This is a genomic window from Lacrimispora algidixylanolytica, from assembly GCF_003609635.1.
GTDB classification, from domain to species: Bacteria; Bacillota; Clostridia; order Lachnospirales; family Lachnospiraceae; genus Lacrimispora; species Lacrimispora algidixylanolytica.
On sequence record NZ_MCIA01000014.1, the window covers coordinates 44,802 to 64,222 of the forward strand.

A 19,421-nucleotide genomic window follows, 5' to 3' on the forward strand; every position below is an offset into this window, starting at 1 on the left:
TTCTTCATGTTTGGTGGATATAATAACAATGTAAACAAAATTACTAAAAAGATTTTTTTCATAATACGGGCTGGTAACTAGTTACCAGCCCTCCTCCCTTTTTGAAATATTTTTGCCAGATGCATTGCATGGTTTAGCTTCCTCTAATCCATGCAATGTTTTTTTGTTCCCATTTAACTACTCCGTTTAAATTCCTCCCAAATTCATAAGTGCAGGATCTGAGGAGGCATGTTCAAAAAGACTTGCCGATATCACCTGAAGATTATCGTAAGTTTTAAAAAAATATTCACAGGTGGCTGTATTAATAAAAGCAGTGTACTTGGTATAGTCGTATTGATCTCTACTGGTTAAGACAACTCCTTTTGGTATGGTAACGCTCTCCATAATATGAAAGCAGGATACAATTGCATCATTCCGGTTTTCGGGAGCCGGTACAAAGGATTTTAAATATGCAGTGCGCACAAATCGTGCTGGAGACGTATAGCCTCCTGGAAGGACCTGAGTTCCTCCCGCCTGTCCAAACGGGGTTAGGCGATAACTTCCCCAATATGCTTCTTCTGCCTGAGCAGGACTTGCTTCCGTATAATTTCTTAAATTTGTCATGTGCCAAGTAAATTCTGGACTGTTTGCAAGCACTCCTATTGGGTTTCTCCAGATCTCAAGACCGTTTGCTGTAAACTCGATTACAATGCAGTTGCCACCTCGGTCTACAGCAATCCAATGAAGTGGTGCTACTGTCTTTGTGACCGGGTCAATGACTCCACTGACTTTGACTTGCTTTAGTTTTCTGACCACATCTTCTACATTTGTGCATTTCCCCAAGATATAATGAAGGAGATCAAAGGATGCCACCTCCTCCTCTTCTCCGTATTGCGCGACGGAATCGTAATCGGCATACCCTGCAAAGTAAAGAGCTGCTGCTGCGAGTCCCATTTCATTCACACCATCAAAAAATCCCAGCAAGCCGTCAAGTTCTTGACCGATGCCTATAAAACGATACCGATCACGGAACTTTCCTCCTGTCACCACATTGTTCCATTCATATCCCGAAGGGACGATATAAAGATGTGGTTCAATATCATAGGAAAAATCCATATTTCTCCCAAAAAAGGTTTCCCCTTGCTTTGATTGCAAGGAAATTGCTGTACACATATCACATACCCCCTTTCAAATGCTTATTTATAAAGATCTGTTATTTGGGAACCCGCACTTCCTTCATCAGGAATATAAGGGCAATGATATTTGGCAATGCCATAAGACCATTCCAGATATCAGAAAACTCCCATACAGTCTCAAGTTTAGCAAGGCAGCCTAAGAACACGGCTCCCAAATAGAGAATGGTATAAATCTTTCCTCTTAAAATCCGTTGCAAGATGTATAAAATATTGCGTTTTTTTAGGCTTTCCGCCAGATAAGCAGCCGCCTGACGTCCTAGATAATACCAGGCAATGATGGTAGCAAATGCAAAGATTAGCATAGCGCCGGACACAATATACTGTCCAAGAGGACCAAGTCGTTTGGAAAAACTATAGGCAGTGAGGGCGGCTCCGTCATACCCGGATCCGGCTGCATCTCCTTCTGTCATACAAAGGATTACAAGTGCTGTCATGGTGCAGATTAAGATAGTATCGAAAAACACTTCAAACATGGCCCACATGCCCTGCTGTTCCGGCGTCGTGTCTTCTGCTGCTCCGTGTAGCACTGCCATGCTTCCAAGTCCTGCTTCATTGGAAAAAACACCTCTGGATATGCCGTATTGCAGACTTCTGCTGATTCCATAACCAGCAGTTCCTGAGAAAATGGAAATGGGCTGAAACGCATCTTTAAAAATACACTGAAAAATATATGGAATTTTATCAAAACAGGACATAATAACCACCATGGAAAACAACATATAGATTCCTGCCGATATGGGAATCAAGCGTTCTGAGACAAAAGCAATCCTGCTAATTCCTCCTAAAATCACTAAAAATACCACTCCGGTCAGAAGAACTCCCATGGAGGCAGGAGGGATGCCAAAGGAGTATTCCATGGTCTCTGCAATGGAATTTGACTGTACCATACTTCCCATTCCAAGGGATACCATGATACAAAGGAAACTATAGACCATTCCAAGAATAGGTTTTTTTAATCCCCGCTCTATGTAAACCATGGGACCACAGACCCAAGCTCCATTATGATCCCGGTAACGGTAACGAATGCCAAGCATGGTTTCTGCATAACCTGTCATCATGCCAATAAAAGCCGACACCCACATCCAGAATATGGCTCCAGGTCCTCCAGCCGTGAGAGCCGTTGCAACTCCGACGATATTACCAGTGCCAATGGTCGCTGCAAGGGCCGTACAAGCCGTCTGGAATTTGGTGACTCCGACTTTTTCGTCGTCTTCCTCCTTTATGCTTCCAATGGTCTGCATCCACCAAAAAGGTAGTTTTCTAATTTGGAAAAATCCGGTTTTTATGGTATATGTAATTCCAATTCCAAGAAAGAGAATTAGAAGCCAAGGCCCCCATACGAGTTCGTGTATGCGATGTATCATAGAATCATCTCCTGAATGCTTTCCTTAACACATATTCTTTGAAGCTGCATAGTATGAAAATTTCCAATGATTTTCGCACAAAATAAAAAATCGTATGGTATAATCAAATTATGCGTCATTCTACTTAATAAAAATGCGAGGTGAACAATATGCCCGGTTTTACAACCCACTATCTGCTGGGAGTCAAGGTTTTTAGCGATATGCCCAACAATCCTTTAAAGCGCATCATTTCTAAATATCGTTGGCTGTATCAACTTGGTCTCCAGGGTCCGGATATGTTTTTTTACAATATTCCTATTCTGCGCCACAGGGACTACCGCAACGTTGGTTCCTACATGCATGAAAACCATGTACATGATTTTTTTGTCACCTGTTTAAGCCATCTCTCCCAGATAGAATCAAGACAACAAAGGGAACAGGCCATTGCCTATATGAGCGGATTCTTCTGCCATTACATCGGAGACTCTATCTGCCATCCTTACGTTTACGGCAGAATTGAATATGAAGTAAAAAATGCCACCAATTATCACCACGGGCTCCATGCTATGCTGGAGAATGATATTGATGCCCTGCTGCTTATGAAATATAAAAAGAAAAAGCCTTCTCAGTTTAACCAGGCCGCAACCATCTGTTTAAATGGCCAGGAGATGCAGTTTATTTCTAAATTTCTATCCGGGTGCATCAATGAGACTTATTATCCATTAAATTACCGGAACAATTATCAGGTAACCTCACGAATGGTTCACAGATCCATTCTTGCCATGCGTCTTGGTTGTCGGACCCTAGCGGATCCCAGCAGCCGAAAGAAGAACAGCATAGAATTTGTGGAATCTCTGTTTCTTCGTACTCCAATTGCTTCAAAAAAACTGGTAACCGACGCACCCCCGGATGCGGTTGTAACCATGAATCTAAATCATGAGACCTGGAGTAACCCATGGAACCGCAGATTGGCTTCAAACGCTTCATTCCCAGAACTTTTCCATCTAACCATGATGAAATGCGGAGATGCATTCTATCTTCTTAATGAAGAGTTAAGTTCTCCCATTCCTTTAAAGAATTTAGACCACAACAGGTTATTAAAAGAACTTGGAAATTATTCTTACCACAGCGGTCTTGCTGTGGATCAAGATTAAATGGCAACATAAAAACACGTCTTGACTGGGTGCCAATGGCCCCGTTCAAGACGTGTTTTTATGTAATATATTTCATTCTTTTGATTCAATGTCATATGGAATCTCAGTTACAGTAGATTCTTATATCTCAAGACAAACTTCTCATTTCGATGGTGCAGATGTCTCTGTTTCCTTTTGAACTTTTGTTTCCGTTACTTCTTCCGATGATTTTTCCTCTGTATCTTCCTCATCGGCAACCGTTGTCTCCATAACCTCGGCACCTTCTTTGGGAACGATAGTCTGATTAGATCCCTTTGGAATGTCCATATCCACCAGCCAGTACTTATTCTCTTTCATAGTGTAGTCAGGCATTACAATCAGCTTTAAGTCATACTCTTTAAAAAAACCGCCAAAAGAGGTATCGCTTGATTTCTCATAGGAGAAATCCTGGGTTGCCACTTCGTCATTTAAAAACTTAACAGCAGCATTGGCAAATTCCACCGCCTGATCCGGGGTTGTCCCGTGTTTTACCATCAGCGTCATATTCATGGTCTTTTTTTCCTTATCCAAGTCATAATTCACGCTCAAGGCCATGGGATACTGCTCGTTCTCTACAAATTCCTCATCAATATCAGTGTTAATCTGGGTCCAATCCAGTTGAATGCCCTTTTGTGTTTCGAAAACCGGCTCTGCCGGACCTCCTGATGCAAGAATATTGCTTTTTGTACAACCGGTTAATAACATGGCTGACACAGCAAATATCATGATTGTTTTGTTCTTCATCATAATTTCCTCCTTCTTGAACAAATTACATTATAGCGGATACGCTGTTTTTTTAGTAGTAGTTTTGGAAAAAAGTCAGAAAATCTTCACAATTGCATCCAAATTTTACTGGCATGGATCCCTTCTTTTACCTAGGAATCCATGCCAGTCCATTTAAACTGCTATTTATTGGTCAAAAATCTGTATTTCCGTACTGGAGTGAGTGGGGTGCTGCATGTCTTTGGGAGGCAGCTTTTTATAGTCTCCATAAACCCAGGTCAGGACCTCATGCCAGCCCTTAGGGGCCATAAGCTTCGTATCTTCAAATTCTAAGTCCACCGTTTCCTCACACCATTCTTTTTGTAAGGTCACATAAAGATAGTCTGGCTGGTAATTGCTGTAATAACGAAGTCTGCTTTTCCCCTTCCGATCTTTTACTGCAGCCATATGCTGAAGTTTTCCTATCACGTTCATAGGAATGAGTTTTCCTAAGAGAGCAAGCATTCCCACACAGATCTTATTGGTCAGGCTGTATTTTGAAAAATCCAACCGGTAGCGGTGACCCATTGCCAGTCCATAGATTACGGTATGAAGAAGTAAGGTCCATGTGGAAGCGGCCTTCTTCTCTGGCAGCTCGTCAATGATAAACAAATCCACCCACAGATGATTCAGCTTTCCCTCATAATACTCCATCTCTTTGGTGTCCTCATGGGTTTTGCTGTTTTTATAAAGGATTCTTGGAGTAAAGTCATAAAATGCTTTGCCTCCTCTTAAATCCTTTGGCTCTAAAAGCTCCATCGTCTCTGGAAGCTCCCGGCGTACTACCTTTACAAATGCCTCGTAATTAGATCGGGTAAATGCTACATCTGCATCATCATCCCAGGGAATAAAGCCTTTATGCCTTACCGCCCCAAGAAGTGTTCCAGCATCCAAAAGGTATTTGATCCGGTATTTCCGGCAGATGCGGTCAATCTCTTTTAATATGGAAAGATTGGCATGATGAACCTTTGATAAATCATATTCTTCCATGTTATCTCCATTCTGCCTGTAACTCTACTGCCTTACTGCTTCTTTGATGACCTTTGCCATATAATCGATCATCTCGTCCGTCATTCCAGGATATACACCAATCCAGAAGGTATCCATCATAATGCGGTCTGTATTCTTAAGTTCTCCTACTATACGAAAACCTTCGTTTGCTTCTCTCATCTGATCAAAACAAGGATGCTTTGTTAAGTTTCCTGCAAACAGCATTCTTGTCTGAACGCCCTTTGATTCCACGTACTGCACCACTTTATTCCGGTCCACTCCTTCTTTACAGGTGATTAAGAAACCAAACCAGCTTGGCTTTGAATTTGGACATGCCTCAGGAAGAATCAGCTTATCAGACACCGCTTTGACTCCTTCATAAAGACGGTCAAAGTTATAACGTCTACGTTCTACAAAGGAAGGAAATTTATCAAGCTGGGCACAACCAATAGCTGCCTGCATATCTGTGGTCTTTAAGTTGTAGCCAAAATGAGAATACACATATTTGTGGTCATACCCAACTGGAAGTTGTCCGTACTGACGGTCAAAGCGGTGTCCGCATAAGTTGTCCGTACCAGACGGGCAAACACAGTCACGTCCCCAGTCACGGAAGGAACGAATGATCTTGTTTAACAAAGAATTGCTGGTGTAAACAGCGCCGCCCTCTCCCATGGTCATGTGATGAGGGGGGTAAAAGCTTGAGGTGCCGATATCTCCGATGGTTCCGGAAAAACGCTCTTCTCCGTCAATGGTATACTTCGTTCCCAGAGCGTCACAGTTATCTTCAACCAGCCATAAGTTGTATTTATCACAAAATGCCTTAACTGCAGTAAGGTCATATGGATTACCAAGGGTATGGGCAATCATGACCGCCTTTGTTTTCTCAGAGTATGCGGCCTCTAGCATAGTTACATCAATGTTATACTGAGGAATGGTCACATCTACGAATACAGGAACTGCTCCGTACTGAATGATTGGATTAACGGTTGTAGGAAAACCTGCTGCCACAGTTATGACTTCATCTCCACGTTTGATCTGACGCTCTTTTAAAAGTGGGGAGGTGAGTGTCATAAATGCCAGTAAATTAGCGGAAGAACCGGAATTAACAAGGGAACAGAAGCGGACATTTAAGTACTTTGCAAACTTCTTCTCAAATTCATCGGTATAGTGTCCTGAAGTAAGCCAAAACTCCAGTGAACTGTCTACTAAGTTTACCATCTCTTTATGATCATAGACACGAGAAGCATAGGAAATCCGATCTCCCTCTTCAAATGTTTTTTTCTGATTATGGAATGTATCACAATATTCTTTTACCAGCTCCAGAATTTCTTCTCTGGACTGTTTTTCTGTTTTGTTTTCAAACATAATATATTCTCCTTTTGGTTCTATTCATGAAAAAAATTTTTAATTTGTTGGTCCATCACTTTTAGCATATCTTCACCTTCTAGATATGCTTTCGCCCACTGGACTGTTTTTTCTACAGCTTCTTTTACTCCATATCTGGGAGCCCAGCCAAAGACATTCTTGATTCTGGAACAATCCAGCTTTAAAAAGTTGGCTTCATGAGGGCCTCCTTCGTAACGGTTTACCCAACGAAGTCCCTCTCCCCATGCCTCACAGAAGATATCTGCCAAGTTACCAGTGGTTACGCAGTCCCTATCATCCGGGCCTACGTTATAGTATCCCTGAAATTTTATATCTTCATACTGCTTCATGGCAATCGTCATATAAACGGCTAAGGGTTCCAGCACGTGCTGATATGGCCTTGTGGAATGAGGATTTCTTAAAACGATCTCCTGCTTACTGGAAGCGGCTCGGATACAGTCCGGGATAATACGATCGTTGGCAAAATCTCCACCGCCGATTACATTGCCGGCGCGGGATGTGGATATCCTTGTTTCTCCCTGAGAAAAAAAGGACTTTGCATAGCTGTGGGTCACTAACTCTGAGCAGGATTTACTATTGGAATAAGGATCATAACCATCAAGCGGATCGCTCTCTCGGTATCCATACTCCCACTCTTTATTTTCATACACCTTATCGGTGGTTACATTCAAAAAGGATTTTACAGATGGTGTCAGGCGCACACATTCTAAAATATGAACGGTACCCATCACATTGGTTTCGTAGGTGTAGACTGGCTCCTTGTAAGAATCCCGCACGATGGGTTGAGCCGCCAGATGAAAGACAATCTCCGGTTTGGTCTCTTCAAATACTTTCTTTAAATGATCCAAATCACGGATATCACCAATCACGGAATGCATCTCATCGGAAAGCCCTGTCACGTCAAAGAGACTGGGATCCGTGGGGGGCTCTAAGGAGTAACCTGTGACGACTGCACCTGCTTTTATGAGCATCCGGCTGAGCCAAGAGCCTTTAAATCCTGTATGGCCTGTTATAAGAACATTCTTTCCTTTATAAAACTCAGAAAATTCTTCCCATTTTATACTTGTCCAATCTGTCATATTAATTCTCCCAAATCTTCCAAGGAGCCTTGCCAGACTGCCATAGGTCTTCTAGTTTCTTCATCTCTCGCTGCGTATCCATACACTGCCAAAAGCCGTTATGGTGGAAGCTCATAAGTTGGCCTTCCTGTGCCAATCTCTGGAGAGGCTCCTGTTCTAGGATTGTGGCATCATCTTTAATATAAGAAAAGATATCTGGATTTAAGACCATGAAACCGCCGTTGATTAAGCTGGCATCTGTCTCTGCCTTTTCCCGGAAGGAATTGACCACATTTTCTTCATTGATATCCAAAACTCCTTTTAACTGTGCGATATTAACCGTTGTCATGGTTGCTGTCTTTCCATGGCTCTTATGGAAGTCAAGGAGGTTATCTAAGTCCACATCGCAGACTCCATCACCATAGGTAAGCATAAAAGGTTCATTCCCGATATAAGGCTGAATGCGCTTGATTCTGCCTCCGGTCATGGTATTAAGACCAGTATCTACAAGGGTTACTTTCCATGGCTCTGAATAATTATTATGTACCTCCATACTGTTATTGGTGAGATCAAAGGTAACATCTGAGGTATGAAGGAAATAATCTGCAAAAAACTCTTTTACCACGTATTGCTTATATCCAAGGCAGATTACAAAATCGTGAAATCCATATTGGGAATAATATTTCATAATATGCCATAAAATAGGTCTTTCCCCGATCTCGATCATTGGCTTTGGTTTTAAATGACTCTGCTCACTGATCCGAGTTCCAAGACCTCCTGCTAACAATACTACTTTCATATTCTGATCCTCCTGTTTATTCGTATTCTTTATAGGCCTTCTGGTAAAAGTGCATGAGTACCTTCACAACAGGTTTGGGCCATATTCTTTTGAACATCTCTGCTTCTTCCCTTGCGCGGCTGTTATCAGCGATACACGCTTTTGTAGTGGCCTCCTGGTGGACGCGGTAGAACATCAGAGGTCTTTCTTCACAGACAAAGCGACCTGAAAGATAAGACAGCTTATAAAGGGTATCCCAGTCCAGTGCAAATCGGTAGGGAGATGTAAATAATGGTTCTCCCAGCCGTTCTTTATTATAAGCACATACTGGACAACAGATGGAGTTGCCAAATAGTAAGATGCTTCTTTTCACAAAGGACAAATGGCTAATTGCCTTTAGTCGAAGAGGAAGGCGAAGGATTCGTTTGATAAACTCAACCGCTTCAAAGCGAGCCAGTTTATCATCCTTAATGACTGCATAACCTCCAGTAAAAAGGGTCATGTCAGGATACTTTTTCTCATACTTCAAAAGTGTCTCAACATAATCCTTCTGATATAAATCATCCTGATGGGCGATGGTAACGAAACGGGAATCAGCCTTATGATAGGCATAATTCCAGTCATCTCTTATATTACTTTCCCCATGCCTGATAAACATGGGAATATGGTACTTCTCACACAGTTCTTTGATATGAGGACTGGGTGTAGATGTACACAGTATAATATCTGATTTCATAGTCTGAGCCTGTAACGAACGAATACAGGATTCCAGATAGGGGGAATCCTTATAGGCACAGATTGCAAATGAGTGTAATTTCATATTATAATCCTCTGATAATGCTTGTTTTTGTCTGGCTATGATTATACCATAAAAGATACAAAACATTCCACCATATTCATTATATTGAAAGAATTTGCCCCCGCCAGCCAGTATCTTTAGATACCTGCCGGCGGGGGCGTCTGCATTATTGTTTCATTCTTATCGCTCGATATATGCTTTTATCAGCTTTAATGTCTGTTCCATTCCATCTATATGAGTTCTTTCTGTTCCGTGTGAAGCATGGACGCCCTGTCCAATTAATGCTCCCCTAATATCATTTCCACCCCGGATGGCTGCCCCTACATCAGATCCATAATGAGGGAACACATCAACGGCATGGCCAATGTTATGCTCTTTTGCAAGAGAGATTAAACGGCTGGTCATCTCATAATCATAAGGTCCGCTGGAATCCTGGGCGCAGATGGAAACCTTATGCTCGCTTCCCGTCAAATCATCTCCAAGTGCACCCATGTCCACAGCGATGAATTCTTCTATATCTTCCGGAATAAAGCTTGCACCAAAGCCTACCTCTTCATAATTACTGATTACAAGCTTTAAGGTTCTCTTTGGAAGAGCGCCAGAAAGGGAAATGTCCCTAAGTACACCAAGAAGAACTGCCACGGAGGCTTTGTCATCTAAATGGCGGGATTTTATATAGCCGCTTTTTGTATGGACGAACATAGGGTCAAAACTGATATAATCCCCTGTTGATATCTCAAGATCTATTATATCTTTCGGGCTATCAACCAGCTCATCTAAGCGCACTTCCATATTCTTTGCCTTACGTTCCAGGGTTTTAGCATTGTCATAGGTATGAACCGACGGCTCCTTCGTTAGTATGGTGCCTGTATAGGTTTTTCCTGTTCTTGTATGGACCTTACAGTACATGCCTTCAATGCTTTCCATCATAAATCCGCCTACTAAAACAATGTTTAATCTTCCCTCTGGGGTGATAGAACGTATCATGGCGCCCAAGGTATCCACATGAGCGGACAGTCCTAATACTTCCTTGGTTTGTCCAGGAACCTCAATGATTAAGCCGCCTTTTCGATTGTAAGTTGAGGAATAACCAAATGACTTTGCTTCCTCTTCAACTGCCTTTAATACTTCTTTGGTATAGCCACTGGGGCTTGGAATATTTACGATCTTCTCCAAAATTTCAGTCACGTATGTCATGGTTTCCATAAGGTATTGCCTTCTTTCTTTGTATTTTCTCTGTCGATACCATTCTTTCTATCTATATTAGCAGATTTTCTTTCCCATGGCTAGAGGACCCATGTATAACTTGTTCTCAACCTTTCTTATTATCAATTCTCTTATTAGCTTCCCAGTAAAAGACTTAAATCTGATCTCCTTGTTAATATCGATTCATTAAATCATGGTTTACAAAACAAACGGAAATTTATTTGTAATAGGTGAAAGATACATAACGTTCTTTCAAATTAACTCAAATGACCATTGGCAAAAAAGTTGGGGATAAACTTTTTATGCCATTATCCCATTCATTTGAATTCACATTTAAAAACAAACCACGAAAAAAGAAGGAGAGAAAAATTATGGCAGATTACAACAACTCAAGTTACACTTATGCACAGGTGCTTGCAGGCACCGGATATTATATGATGGATGATAAACTGCGTTACAGCGCAGGCGTAAAAACAATGCAGGAAAAATTGAATGCGGCAGGATATAACTGTGGCACTCCTGATGGTAAGTTTGGAAGCGGTACCAATACTGCGGTGAGAAATTTCCAAAAGGCAAAAGGTCTTACGGTAGATGGTAAGGCTGGAAAAGCTACTCTTGCAGCTCTTGGTGGTTCTTCCGGTGACGGAACTATCTATTGTAGCAATAGTTATTTATCCACAAAGCAAATGACAGTGAATGCCCAGTATATCCTTAACTATCTGAGAAAAAAAGGTTGGACCAAAAATGCCATTTGCGGTATGCTTGGAAATATGCAGACGGAAAGTAGCATTAACCCTGGTATTTGGCAGAGTCTAGATGAAGGCAACTTAAGTGGTGGTTTTGGTTTAGTCCAGTGGACACCAGCTACAAATTATATAAATTGGGCCAACAGCAATAGTTTGGTTGTTGCTAACATGGACAGTGAGTTAAAACGTATTCTTTATGAAGTAAGCAATAATGTACAGTTTTATGCAACTTCTAAGTATAATATGTCCTTCTCACAATTTACCAAATCCACAGAAAGTGCATACTACCTAGCTTGCGTTTTCCTTCATAACTACGAAAGACCGAAAAATGCATCCCAGGATGAGACACGGGGAAATCAGGGAACCTATTGGTTTCAAACATTAACTTAACGACACCAAACTGCACCTCCTGAATATAAGCAAACGGGTATCGCATTCCTCTATTATAGGAGTACGATACCCGTTTTTGCTTTCATTTATAATAAAGAGCAATTGCTCAAATAGATTTTTCCTCTATTTTCACAATAGCTCCTAAATGTATCAAAATTTTCACTTAGAAATAAGTATCCGCATTATAATCTTCAGCCATTATTTATCTTCCCAGTAATTCTGCTTAAGTAGATAAAACGGTTGTATATCACTATAGTTAAGCTGTGCTTCAAAGTGATCAGATCCAGTTGCATGTAAAGCAGGCATACTCAGCACAATGCCGTCAGGTTTTAAAAAGACTGAAATATTATCTGCCTGACTAAATGGATCCACGGTCTGATATTCTGGCGATTGAAGCTTAAGCATATCTGGGAAACTTTTTTTGTCATATGAAGTTATTGGATTCTCAGGAAAAAAGGCTTTCTTAAAAAATACTGCTGCAAAATCTGCATTTGTTGTATATAGATCTTTGAGCGTAATTTCTTTCATAGAAAGCAAGTCTATATTCAGCGTGATTAGGTCATTGCTTGGATACGCAGCATCATCAATATAACTTGGTCCCCAAAAAATGATGCTCACTACCTTATTATTTTTCAATGTAACTTCAGATTGATAATCAACGTTTAGGCTGGCATCACTTGAAAATAATGAAGTATCTATTTTGGCAAAGCTCTGTACTTTTTCATAAATCTTAGCATTTAATGCATCATTATCCGAAAACATTGGATATTGAATTTTTATGGAACTATTCTTATTAGGCGCTTCTGTATAAATTGACATTGTAATACTACCATCTTTAGCTTCTATTTCTTCCGTGGTCTTTAATTCATCTTTTGTTTTTGATTCATCTGTATTACCTGAAGTCTCCGGCTCTTTCGTACTAGTTTTAACCTCTGACTCCTTAGTCGCTGTTGCATTTTTTGTTTCTTGTTCAACGGTTATGGTTTGTGATACGTCTTTTGCCTTTTCCCCGCAACCAGCAATTAGAGAGCAAGAAAATATGATAACGCTAAGTAACACTAATTTTTGATTCATTTAATACCTCCAATCATTATATCTTGCGTAATCTCTTTATCATAATAAATACTGTTAGCATCATAACATAAGTCGTAATAAAAACGGTACTATTTGTAACTTTTCCCGAAACAAATCCTTATTACACCTTTGCCTTAAGTTACACTCGTTTTCTTTTTATCAATCCCTTTCTTAATGATTTCCACAAAAAATGCGTCTTGAACGGACTTTATCAACCGTTCAAAACGCATTTTAAGATTAACTATATGGTTTATTATTTGATATTATACTTCGAAGATCAAATCGCCGTAGCTTGGTAATGGCCATAAATCTTTGTCTACGATCATTTCCAGCTTATCAGCAGGTGCACGTAGAGCTGCCATAGCAGGAACTACTTCATCATGGTATGCAGTTGCCTGCTCTTTGTTTTCACTAATTGCAGAACACTTATCAGTCAGTTCTATCAGAGCAGATACGGCTACCTTCATATCAGAAAGGTATGCGCTTACTTCAATGAGAAGTTCTTCCTGCACGCTGGTATCTGCATCAGGACATGCAGACTTAATCTTTCCTAAGGAATCTGCCAAAATGGTAGTGTATTTTACAACTGCAGGTATGAGCTGCTTTCCAGTCATATCGATCATGGTTCTTGCTTCAATGTTAATGGCTTTGGTGTAAGCTTCATATTCGATCTCAACGCGAGATTCTAACTCAGCCTTTGTAAATACTTTGAATTCTTCAAACATGTTAACAGCAGCTTCTGTTGCAAGAGCTGGAATCGCATCAATCATGGACTTAAGGTTTGGAAGTCCTCTCTTCTCTGCCTCTTCTACCCATGCATCTGAGTAACCGTTGCCGTTGAAGATGATTCTTCTATGAGCAGCCAACTGCTCCTTAATTAAATCATGTACTGCGGTATCAAAATCATCTGCCTTTTCAAGAACGTCAGCCGCTTCTTTAAATGCCTCTGCCGTAATCGTGTTTAACACTACGTTAGGAGAAGAAATGGAGTCAGCGGAACCAACCATACGGAATTCAAACTTATTGCCTGTAAAAGCAAATGGTGAAGTTCTGTTACGGTCTGTTGCATCCTTAGATAAATCAGGTAATGTTCTTACACCAGTCTTTAATGTACCGCCTGACTTGGAGCTAGTAGCTTCACCAGTGCTGCAAAGCTGATCAACAACGTCTTCTAACTGTTCGCCAATGAATACGGAGATGATCGCTGGAGGTGCCTCGTTGGCTCCCAGTCTGTGATCATTTCCTACATCTGCTGCAGATTCACGAAGCAGGTCTGCATGTTTATCAACTGCCTTTAAGATACAAGATAATACAAGTAAGAACTGAATATTTTCATGGGGTGTCTCACCTGGATTTAATAAATTAATACCGTTGTCAGAAGTTAAGGACCAGTTATTATGCTTACCGGAACCATTAACACCTGCAAATGGTTTTTCGTGAAGCAGGCAGTTAAGTCCATGGCGTCCTGCCACTTTCTTAAGTATCTCCATAACCAGATGGTTATGATCTACTGCTACGTTTACCTGCTCAAAGATAGGTGCCAGCTCGTGCTGTGCGGGAGCAACTTCATTATGCTGTGTCTTAGCTGGAACGCCTAACTTCCAAAGCTCTTCATTTACTTCCTTCATGTAAGCAGCAACTCGTTCGCGAATGGCTCCAAAGTAATGATCTTCAAGTTCCTGACCCTTAGGAGGCATAGCACCAAATAAGGTACGGCCAGCATAAATTAAATCTTTTCTCTGTAAATATTTATTGTGATCCACCAAGAAGTACTCCTGTTCCGGTCCAACGGAAGGGGTAACTCTCTTTGATGTGGTATTTCCAAATAATTTTAAGATTCTTAAAGCCTGCTCATCAACAGCCTCCATGGATCTTAAAAGAGGTGTCTTTTTATCAAGTGCTTCTCCAGTGTAAGAGCAAAAAGCAGTTGGAATGCAAAGGGTAACGCCAATGGCATCTTCTCTTAAGAATGCAGGTGAGGTACAATCCCAAGCAGTATAACCTCTTGCTTCAAAAGTAGCTCTAAGTCCACCAGATGGGAATGAGGATGCATCCGGCTCTCCTTTTACCAGCTCTTTGCCGGAAAATTCCATGATGACTTTTCCTTCAATAGTTGGTGCGGAGATAAAAGAATCATGCTTTTCTGCTGTAATGCCTGTAAGTGGCTGGAACCAATGGGTGTAGTGAGTAGCACCTCTCTCAATTGCCCAGTCTTTCATTGCATGTGCAACTACATCAGCAATGGAAGGATCTAACTCTGCGCCATCCTCAACCGTTTTCTTTAATTTCTTGAAAACAGATTTTGGTAAACGCTCTCTCATAACGGTCTCGTTAAATACATTCTTGCCAAACTTCTCGGCTACGTTTACAACTTCACTCATAAATTTTCCATCCTCTCATATGAATTACCACTTAATAAAATTAAGTCAGTTCGCCCTTTTTTTGTCTCCTCAATAACTGAATATGCAGAAATAGCAGAAATGGCGCCCTCCTTTTGCAAGGAGAACGCCATCGTTCTTAATTAAAATAAATCATTTTCCTAAAAAAATCAAGTACTTTTTCAAATATTATGAAAGAAAAAACAATTATGCTTTTCCAACGGAACCAAATAATTCCATCTTTTCTTTTACAGTTGTCTTAATTGCCTCTGTACCTGGAGCAAGAAGTTTTCTTGGGTCAAAGCCCTTTCCTTCTAAATCCTTACCAGCTTCAATGTACTTGCGAGTTCCCTCAGCAAAGGTAAGCTGACACTCTGTATTAACGTTAATCTTTGCAACGCCAAGGCTGATGGCCTTCTTGATCTGATCCTCAGGAATGCCTGTACCACCATGAAGAACCAATGGCATATCGCCTACTTTGTCCTTAATAGCTGCAAGAGTCTCAAAACTTAAACCAGCCCAGTCTGCTGGGTATTTTCCGTGAATATTGCCAATACCTGCTGCCAGCATGGTTACGCCTAAATCAGCTACCTGCTTGCACTCATTTGGATCAGCACATTCTCCCATACCAACAACACCGTCTTCTTCTCCACCGATGGAACCAACTTCAGCTTCAATGGACATGCCTTTTTCTTTGCAAACCTTAACAAGCTCGGTTGTCTTTTCTACGTTCTCTTCAATTGGGTAATGAGAGCCATCGAACATGATAGATGAAAATCCTGCTTCGATGCATTTATAGCAACCGTCATAAGAGCCATGGTCTAAATGAAGTGCTACTGGAACGGTAATGTTCATCTCTTCGATCATAGCTTTTACCATAGCAGATACAGTTTTATAACCTGTCATATATTTTCCAGCACCCTCGGAAACGCCAAGGATTACTGGGGAATTTAACTCCTGTGCTGCCTGTAAAACGGCTTTTGACCACTCAAGGTTGTTGATGTTGAACTGTCCGACTGCATATTTTCCGTCTCTTGCCTTTTCAAGCATCTCTTTCGCTGAAACTAACATATCACGAACCTCCATTTATTTAAGTTTTTATTATTTCATTATATACCACTTTGTACTATTTGAAAAGAATAATTTAAAAATGATTGTTTTTTTTATAACAAAGTTACATTTTGCTTTCATAGGGTACATGCATTATAATAGTATTAGAATAAATACAAAATGGGAGATATGTTATGAATCAGACGACAGAAGAAGATCGATTGACAGCTCCTGATGTGGAGGCTAATTTAGTACCCCAGGCTCAGGAAACCAAGCACCTGTTTACAAACAAACAATTGAAAAAACTTATTTTTCCTTTGGTCATTGAGCAGTTTTTAGCCGTAGCTATGGGAATGACAGACACCCTTATGGTGGCCTCCATCGGGGAAGCCGCTGTATCAGGCGTATCCATCGTGGACACGATTAATATTCTTTTGATCGGTTTGTTCGGTGCAATGGCTGCTGGAGGATCTGTGGTGGCCGCTCAATACATCGGACGAAAGGATAAAAAGAATGTAGCAAAGGCTGCAGGACAGCTCTTTCTTGCCGTTGGAGGGCTCTCCATCGTTCTCATGGCAATTGCTCTGATATTCAACGAGCCGCTTTTGCGTCTGATCTATGGAAAAATCAGTCAGGATGTTATGGATAATGCAAAAATTTATTTTTTACTATCTGCTTTATCGTATCCCTTCCTGGCCTTTTATAACAGTGCGGCAGCGCTTTTTCGCTCCGTAGGAAATTCAGGAATTTCCATGCGGGTTTCGCTTATTGCCAATGTATTTAATATTGTAGGAAATATCATATTTATCTTCGGATTCCATATGGGTGTGGCAGGATCCGGACTCTCCACCTTGATTTCCAGAATCCTCTGTGCGGTGATCATACTGATTCTCCTTCACAGACACGCAGGACTTACCGTTGATTTTACGCTTAAGATAGATAAGGGAATGCTACGTAGAATTCTCTACATCGGTGTACCAAATGGAGTGGAAAACAGCATCTTCCAGCTTGGGAAGCTGCTCTTATCAAGCCTTATCTCCAGTTTTGGAACCGTTGCCATTGCAGCCAACGCTGTGGCAAGCACCATATGCGGACTGGAAACGATTCCGGCTACTGCCATCGGTATTGCCATGATTACTGTAGTAGGACAGTGTGTTGGAGCTAGGGAACTTGATCAGGCCAAGAAATATATGGGCAAGCTGTTAAAAACGGCTTATATCTGGCTCATTGTATTAAATCTTTGCATTATACCATTTTTAAATGGTATAACTGGCTTGTTCCAACTTTCCCCAGAAACCAGTGCTCTGGCGGTAAGGCTGATGCTTTATCACAGCATCTGCTGCATGATGATTCATCCTCTGGCCTTTTGTCTCACCAATGGACTGCGTGCCGCAGGAGATGTCCGATTCACTATGGTGGTATCCATCTGCTCCATGTGGATCTGCCGCATCGTTTTAGCCTACTTCTTAAGCCTTCACCTTGGGCTGGGACTCATGGGTATCTGGATTGCCATGACCATCGACTGGCTGGTCCGCGCCATCTTCTTCTCCACTCGTGTTCTGAGAGGAAAATGGCGACGGTTCGCCCTTCGTACTCTTTCTTAATCCAGGAAATTTAAAACAGCTTCTTTCATCTGATCCGCATCGCAAACCGTGGTATGACGTACCACTGCGGTGCGGATTTCTTCAACTGCCTGAGGCACTAAAACTCCAGACACGTTTGATAAGTGATCAATGATCTGAAACTCATCCTCAGTCTCTTGATTTCCTTCCATGGCCTCTAAGACACTTCTGGAGAATTTATATGGGCTTGCAGTTGAGGCAATAATAGTTTTTGTGTCGTCCTTCGTCTCTTCCTTGTATTTGTTATATACCGCTGAGGCAACTCCTGTATGGGTGTCAATTAAGTAACCGGTATCTTCAAAGAGTTTCTTAATTACAGCCTTATTCTCAGCTTCCGAAGCAAATCCACCGATGAAACCATTCATCTTCTCTTTCATCTCACCATTAACGGAGTAATTACCATTTTCTCCCAATGAATTCATCAGATCCGCATTCGCTGATCCATCGCATCCGGTGCTTAAGTAAATGAGTCTCTCTAAATTGCTTGAGATTAAGATATCCATGGATGGAGAGGTGGTCAAAATAAAATCTCGATTCCTGTCATAGGTTCCAGTCTGAAAGAAGTCAAACAGAACTTTATTTTCATTGGAAGCGCAGATTAAGTTCTTAATCGGTGTTCCCATAAGCTTTGCAAAATAAGCGGCTAAAATATTGCCAAAGTTACCGGTTGGAACCGTTACATTGATCTCTTCCCCATCTTTAATCTCTTCGCTTGAAAGAAGTTTTGCATAAGCATAAACGTAGTAAACGATCTGAGGAACCAGTCTTCCTATGTTAATGGAATTGGCAGAAGAAAGCTGATATCCTTTTTCTTCCAATAACTCAGCAAAGGCTTTGTCTCCAAAGATCTTCTTTACTCCTGTCTGGGCATCATCAAAATTACCGTGAATAGCCGCCACATGGGTATTGTCCCCTTTTTGCGTTACCATCTGCAGCTCCTGGACAGGACTTACTCCATCCTTTGGATAAAATACAATGATTTCCGTTCCTTCTACATCAGCAAAGCCCGCCATGGCTGCCTTGCCCGTATCACCAGAAGTGGCAGCAAGAATTACGATTTTATTATTTACCTTATTTTTTTTTGCAGAGGTGGTCATCAAATGAGGCAAAATGGACAACGCCATATCCTTAAATGCAATCGTGCTTCCATGATATAACTCCAGATAGTAAGCACCATTTGCCTTGGATAGAGGTGCGATCTCTTCCGTATCAAATTTGCTGTCATAGGCCTTGGCGATGCAGCTTTTTAATTCAGCTTCGGTGTAATCCGTAAGGAACAGCTTCATAACCTCATATGCTGTTTCCTGGTATGTCATGAGGGAAAACTCCTTCATGGATTTGTCAAGCTTTGGGATAAAGCTTGGCATGAATAAACCGCCGTCTGCTGCCAGTCCTTTTAAAATTGCCTGAGATGCCGTCACACCGGCTTCGCCGCCCCGGGTGCTTTGATAGGATATTTCCATAGTATCTGATTCCTTTCCTGCTTTGTCAT

General features: G+C 41.2%; 16 protein-coding genes. 3 read left to right on the forward strand and 13 right to left on the reverse strand.

Going from position 1 to position 19,421, the window contains the following annotated elements; genetic code table 11:
• Positions 1 to 186: 186 nt before the first annotated feature.
• Both BET01_RS10030 and BET01_RS10035 read right to left on the reverse strand, forming a co-directional pair.
• Positions 187 to 1,152 (reverse strand): linear amide C-N hydrolase, encoded by a 966-nt coding sequence (locus tag BET01_RS10030; RefSeq protein WP_120196667.1) that lies wholly within the window; start codon positions 1,150 to 1,152, stop codon positions 187 to 189.
• A gap of 40 nt (positions 1,153 to 1,192) precedes the next feature.
• On the reverse strand, positions 1,193 to 2,539 hold the full coding sequence (locus BET01_RS10035) for an alanine/glycine:cation symporter family protein (RefSeq protein ID WP_120196668.1): 1,347 nt from the start codon (positions 2,537 to 2,539) through the stop codon (positions 1,193 to 1,195).
• Between the two features lie 149 nt (positions 2,540 to 2,688).
• Here BET01_RS10035 and BET01_RS10040 point away from each other — a divergent pair, with 149 nt between their 5' ends.
• Positions 2,689 to 3,672, forward strand: coding sequence for a zinc dependent phospholipase C family protein (locus tag BET01_RS10040; RefSeq protein ID WP_120196669.1), 984 nt, complete (start codon positions 2,689 to 2,691; stop codon positions 3,670 to 3,672).
• A 141-nt stretch (positions 3,673 to 3,813) separates the two neighbouring features.
• On the opposite strand, the gene BET01_RS10045 is transcribed toward BET01_RS10040, so the two are convergent.
• From BET01_RS10045 to BET01_RS10075, 7 genes are all read right to left on the reverse strand, one after another.
• Complete coding sequence (locus BET01_RS10045; protein ID WP_120196670.1) at positions 3,814 to 4,437, reverse strand: hypothetical protein; 624 nt, start codon at positions 4,435 to 4,437, stop codon at positions 3,814 to 3,816.
• A gap of 162 nt (positions 4,438 to 4,599) precedes the next feature.
• Entirely contained in the window at positions 4,600 to 5,442 is an 843-nt protein-coding gene (locus tag BET01_RS10050) for a LicD family protein (protein WP_120196671.1), read from the reverse strand.
• A 24-nt stretch (positions 5,443 to 5,466) separates the two neighbouring features.
• Positions 5,467 to 6,810, reverse strand: a complete 1,344-nt coding sequence (rfbH, locus tag BET01_RS10055; RefSeq protein ID WP_243117181.1) for a lipopolysaccharide biosynthesis protein RfbH — start codon at positions 6,808 to 6,810, stop codon at positions 5,467 to 5,469.
• 17 nt (positions 6,811 to 6,827) lie between these two features.
• The gene (rfbG, locus tag BET01_RS10060; protein ID WP_330512709.1) at positions 6,828 to 7,907 is read right to left on the reverse strand and encodes a CDP-glucose 4,6-dehydratase; all 1,080 of its coding nucleotides are present in this window, start codon (positions 7,905 to 7,907) and stop codon (positions 6,828 to 6,830) included.
• Position 7,908: 1 nt separating this feature from the next.
• The gene (rfbF, locus tag BET01_RS10065) at positions 7,909 to 8,685 is read right to left on the reverse strand and encodes a glucose-1-phosphate cytidylyltransferase (protein ID WP_120196673.1); all 777 of its coding nucleotides are present in this window, start codon (positions 8,683 to 8,685) and stop codon (positions 7,909 to 7,911) included.
• A gap of 16 nt (positions 8,686 to 8,701) precedes the next feature.
• Positions 8,702 to 9,484 carry a glycosyltransferase family 2 protein gene (locus BET01_RS10070; protein WP_120196719.1) on the reverse strand — a complete coding sequence of 261 codons (783 nt, stop codon included), beginning with the start codon at positions 9,482 to 9,484 and terminating at the stop codon, positions 8,702 to 8,704.
• A gap of 159 nt (positions 9,485 to 9,643) precedes the next feature.
• Positions 9,644 to 10,669: a M42 family metallopeptidase gene (locus BET01_RS10075; RefSeq protein WP_120196674.1), complete on the reverse strand. Its 1,026-nt coding sequence runs from the start codon at positions 10,667 to 10,669 to the stop codon at positions 9,644 to 9,646.
• A gap of 371 nt (positions 10,670 to 11,040) precedes the next feature.
• Here BET01_RS10075 and BET01_RS21855 point away from each other — a divergent pair, with 371 nt between their 5' ends.
• Positions 11,041 to 11,805 carry a phage tail tip lysozyme gene (locus BET01_RS21855; RefSeq protein WP_207667596.1) on the forward strand — a complete coding sequence of 255 codons (765 nt, stop codon included), beginning with the start codon at positions 11,041 to 11,043 and terminating at the stop codon, positions 11,803 to 11,805.
• A gap of 198 nt (positions 11,806 to 12,003) precedes the next feature.
• Here the strand turns inward: BET01_RS21855 and BET01_RS10085 are convergent, their stop codons facing one another.
• The 3 genes from BET01_RS10085 to fba all read right to left on the reverse strand — a co-directional run bounded on the left by BET01_RS10085 (position 12,004) and on the right by fba (position 16,328).
• Complete coding sequence (locus BET01_RS10085; protein WP_120196675.1) at positions 12,004 to 12,879, reverse strand: hypothetical protein; 876 nt, start codon at positions 12,877 to 12,879, stop codon at positions 12,004 to 12,006.
• Positions 12,880 to 13,142: 263 nt separating this feature from the next.
• Positions 13,143 to 15,260: a glutamine synthetase III family protein gene (locus tag BET01_RS10090; protein ID WP_120196676.1), complete on the reverse strand. Its 2,118-nt coding sequence runs from the start codon at positions 15,258 to 15,260 to the stop codon at positions 13,143 to 13,145.
• Between the two features lie 204 nt (positions 15,261 to 15,464).
• A complete protein-coding gene (gene fba, locus BET01_RS10095) occupies positions 15,465 to 16,328 on the reverse strand; it encodes a class II fructose-1,6-bisphosphate aldolase (protein ID WP_120196677.1) in 864 nt (287 codons plus the stop codon).
• A gap of 173 nt (positions 16,329 to 16,501) precedes the next feature.
• Between fba and BET01_RS10100 the strand changes: the two genes are divergently transcribed.
• Positions 16,502 to 17,911, forward strand: a complete 1,410-nt coding sequence (locus tag BET01_RS10100; protein ID WP_243117180.1) for an MATE family efflux transporter — start codon at positions 16,502 to 16,504, stop codon at positions 17,909 to 17,911.
• Here the strand turns inward: BET01_RS10100 and thrC are convergent.
• Positions 17,908 to 19,392, reverse strand: a complete 1,485-nt coding sequence (gene thrC, locus BET01_RS10105) for a threonine synthase (RefSeq protein ID WP_120196721.1) — start codon at positions 19,390 to 19,392, stop codon at positions 17,908 to 17,910. The two genes, BET01_RS10100 and thrC, sit on opposite strands and share 4 nt — an antisense overlap.
• Positions 19,393 to 19,421: the final 29 nt, after the last annotated feature.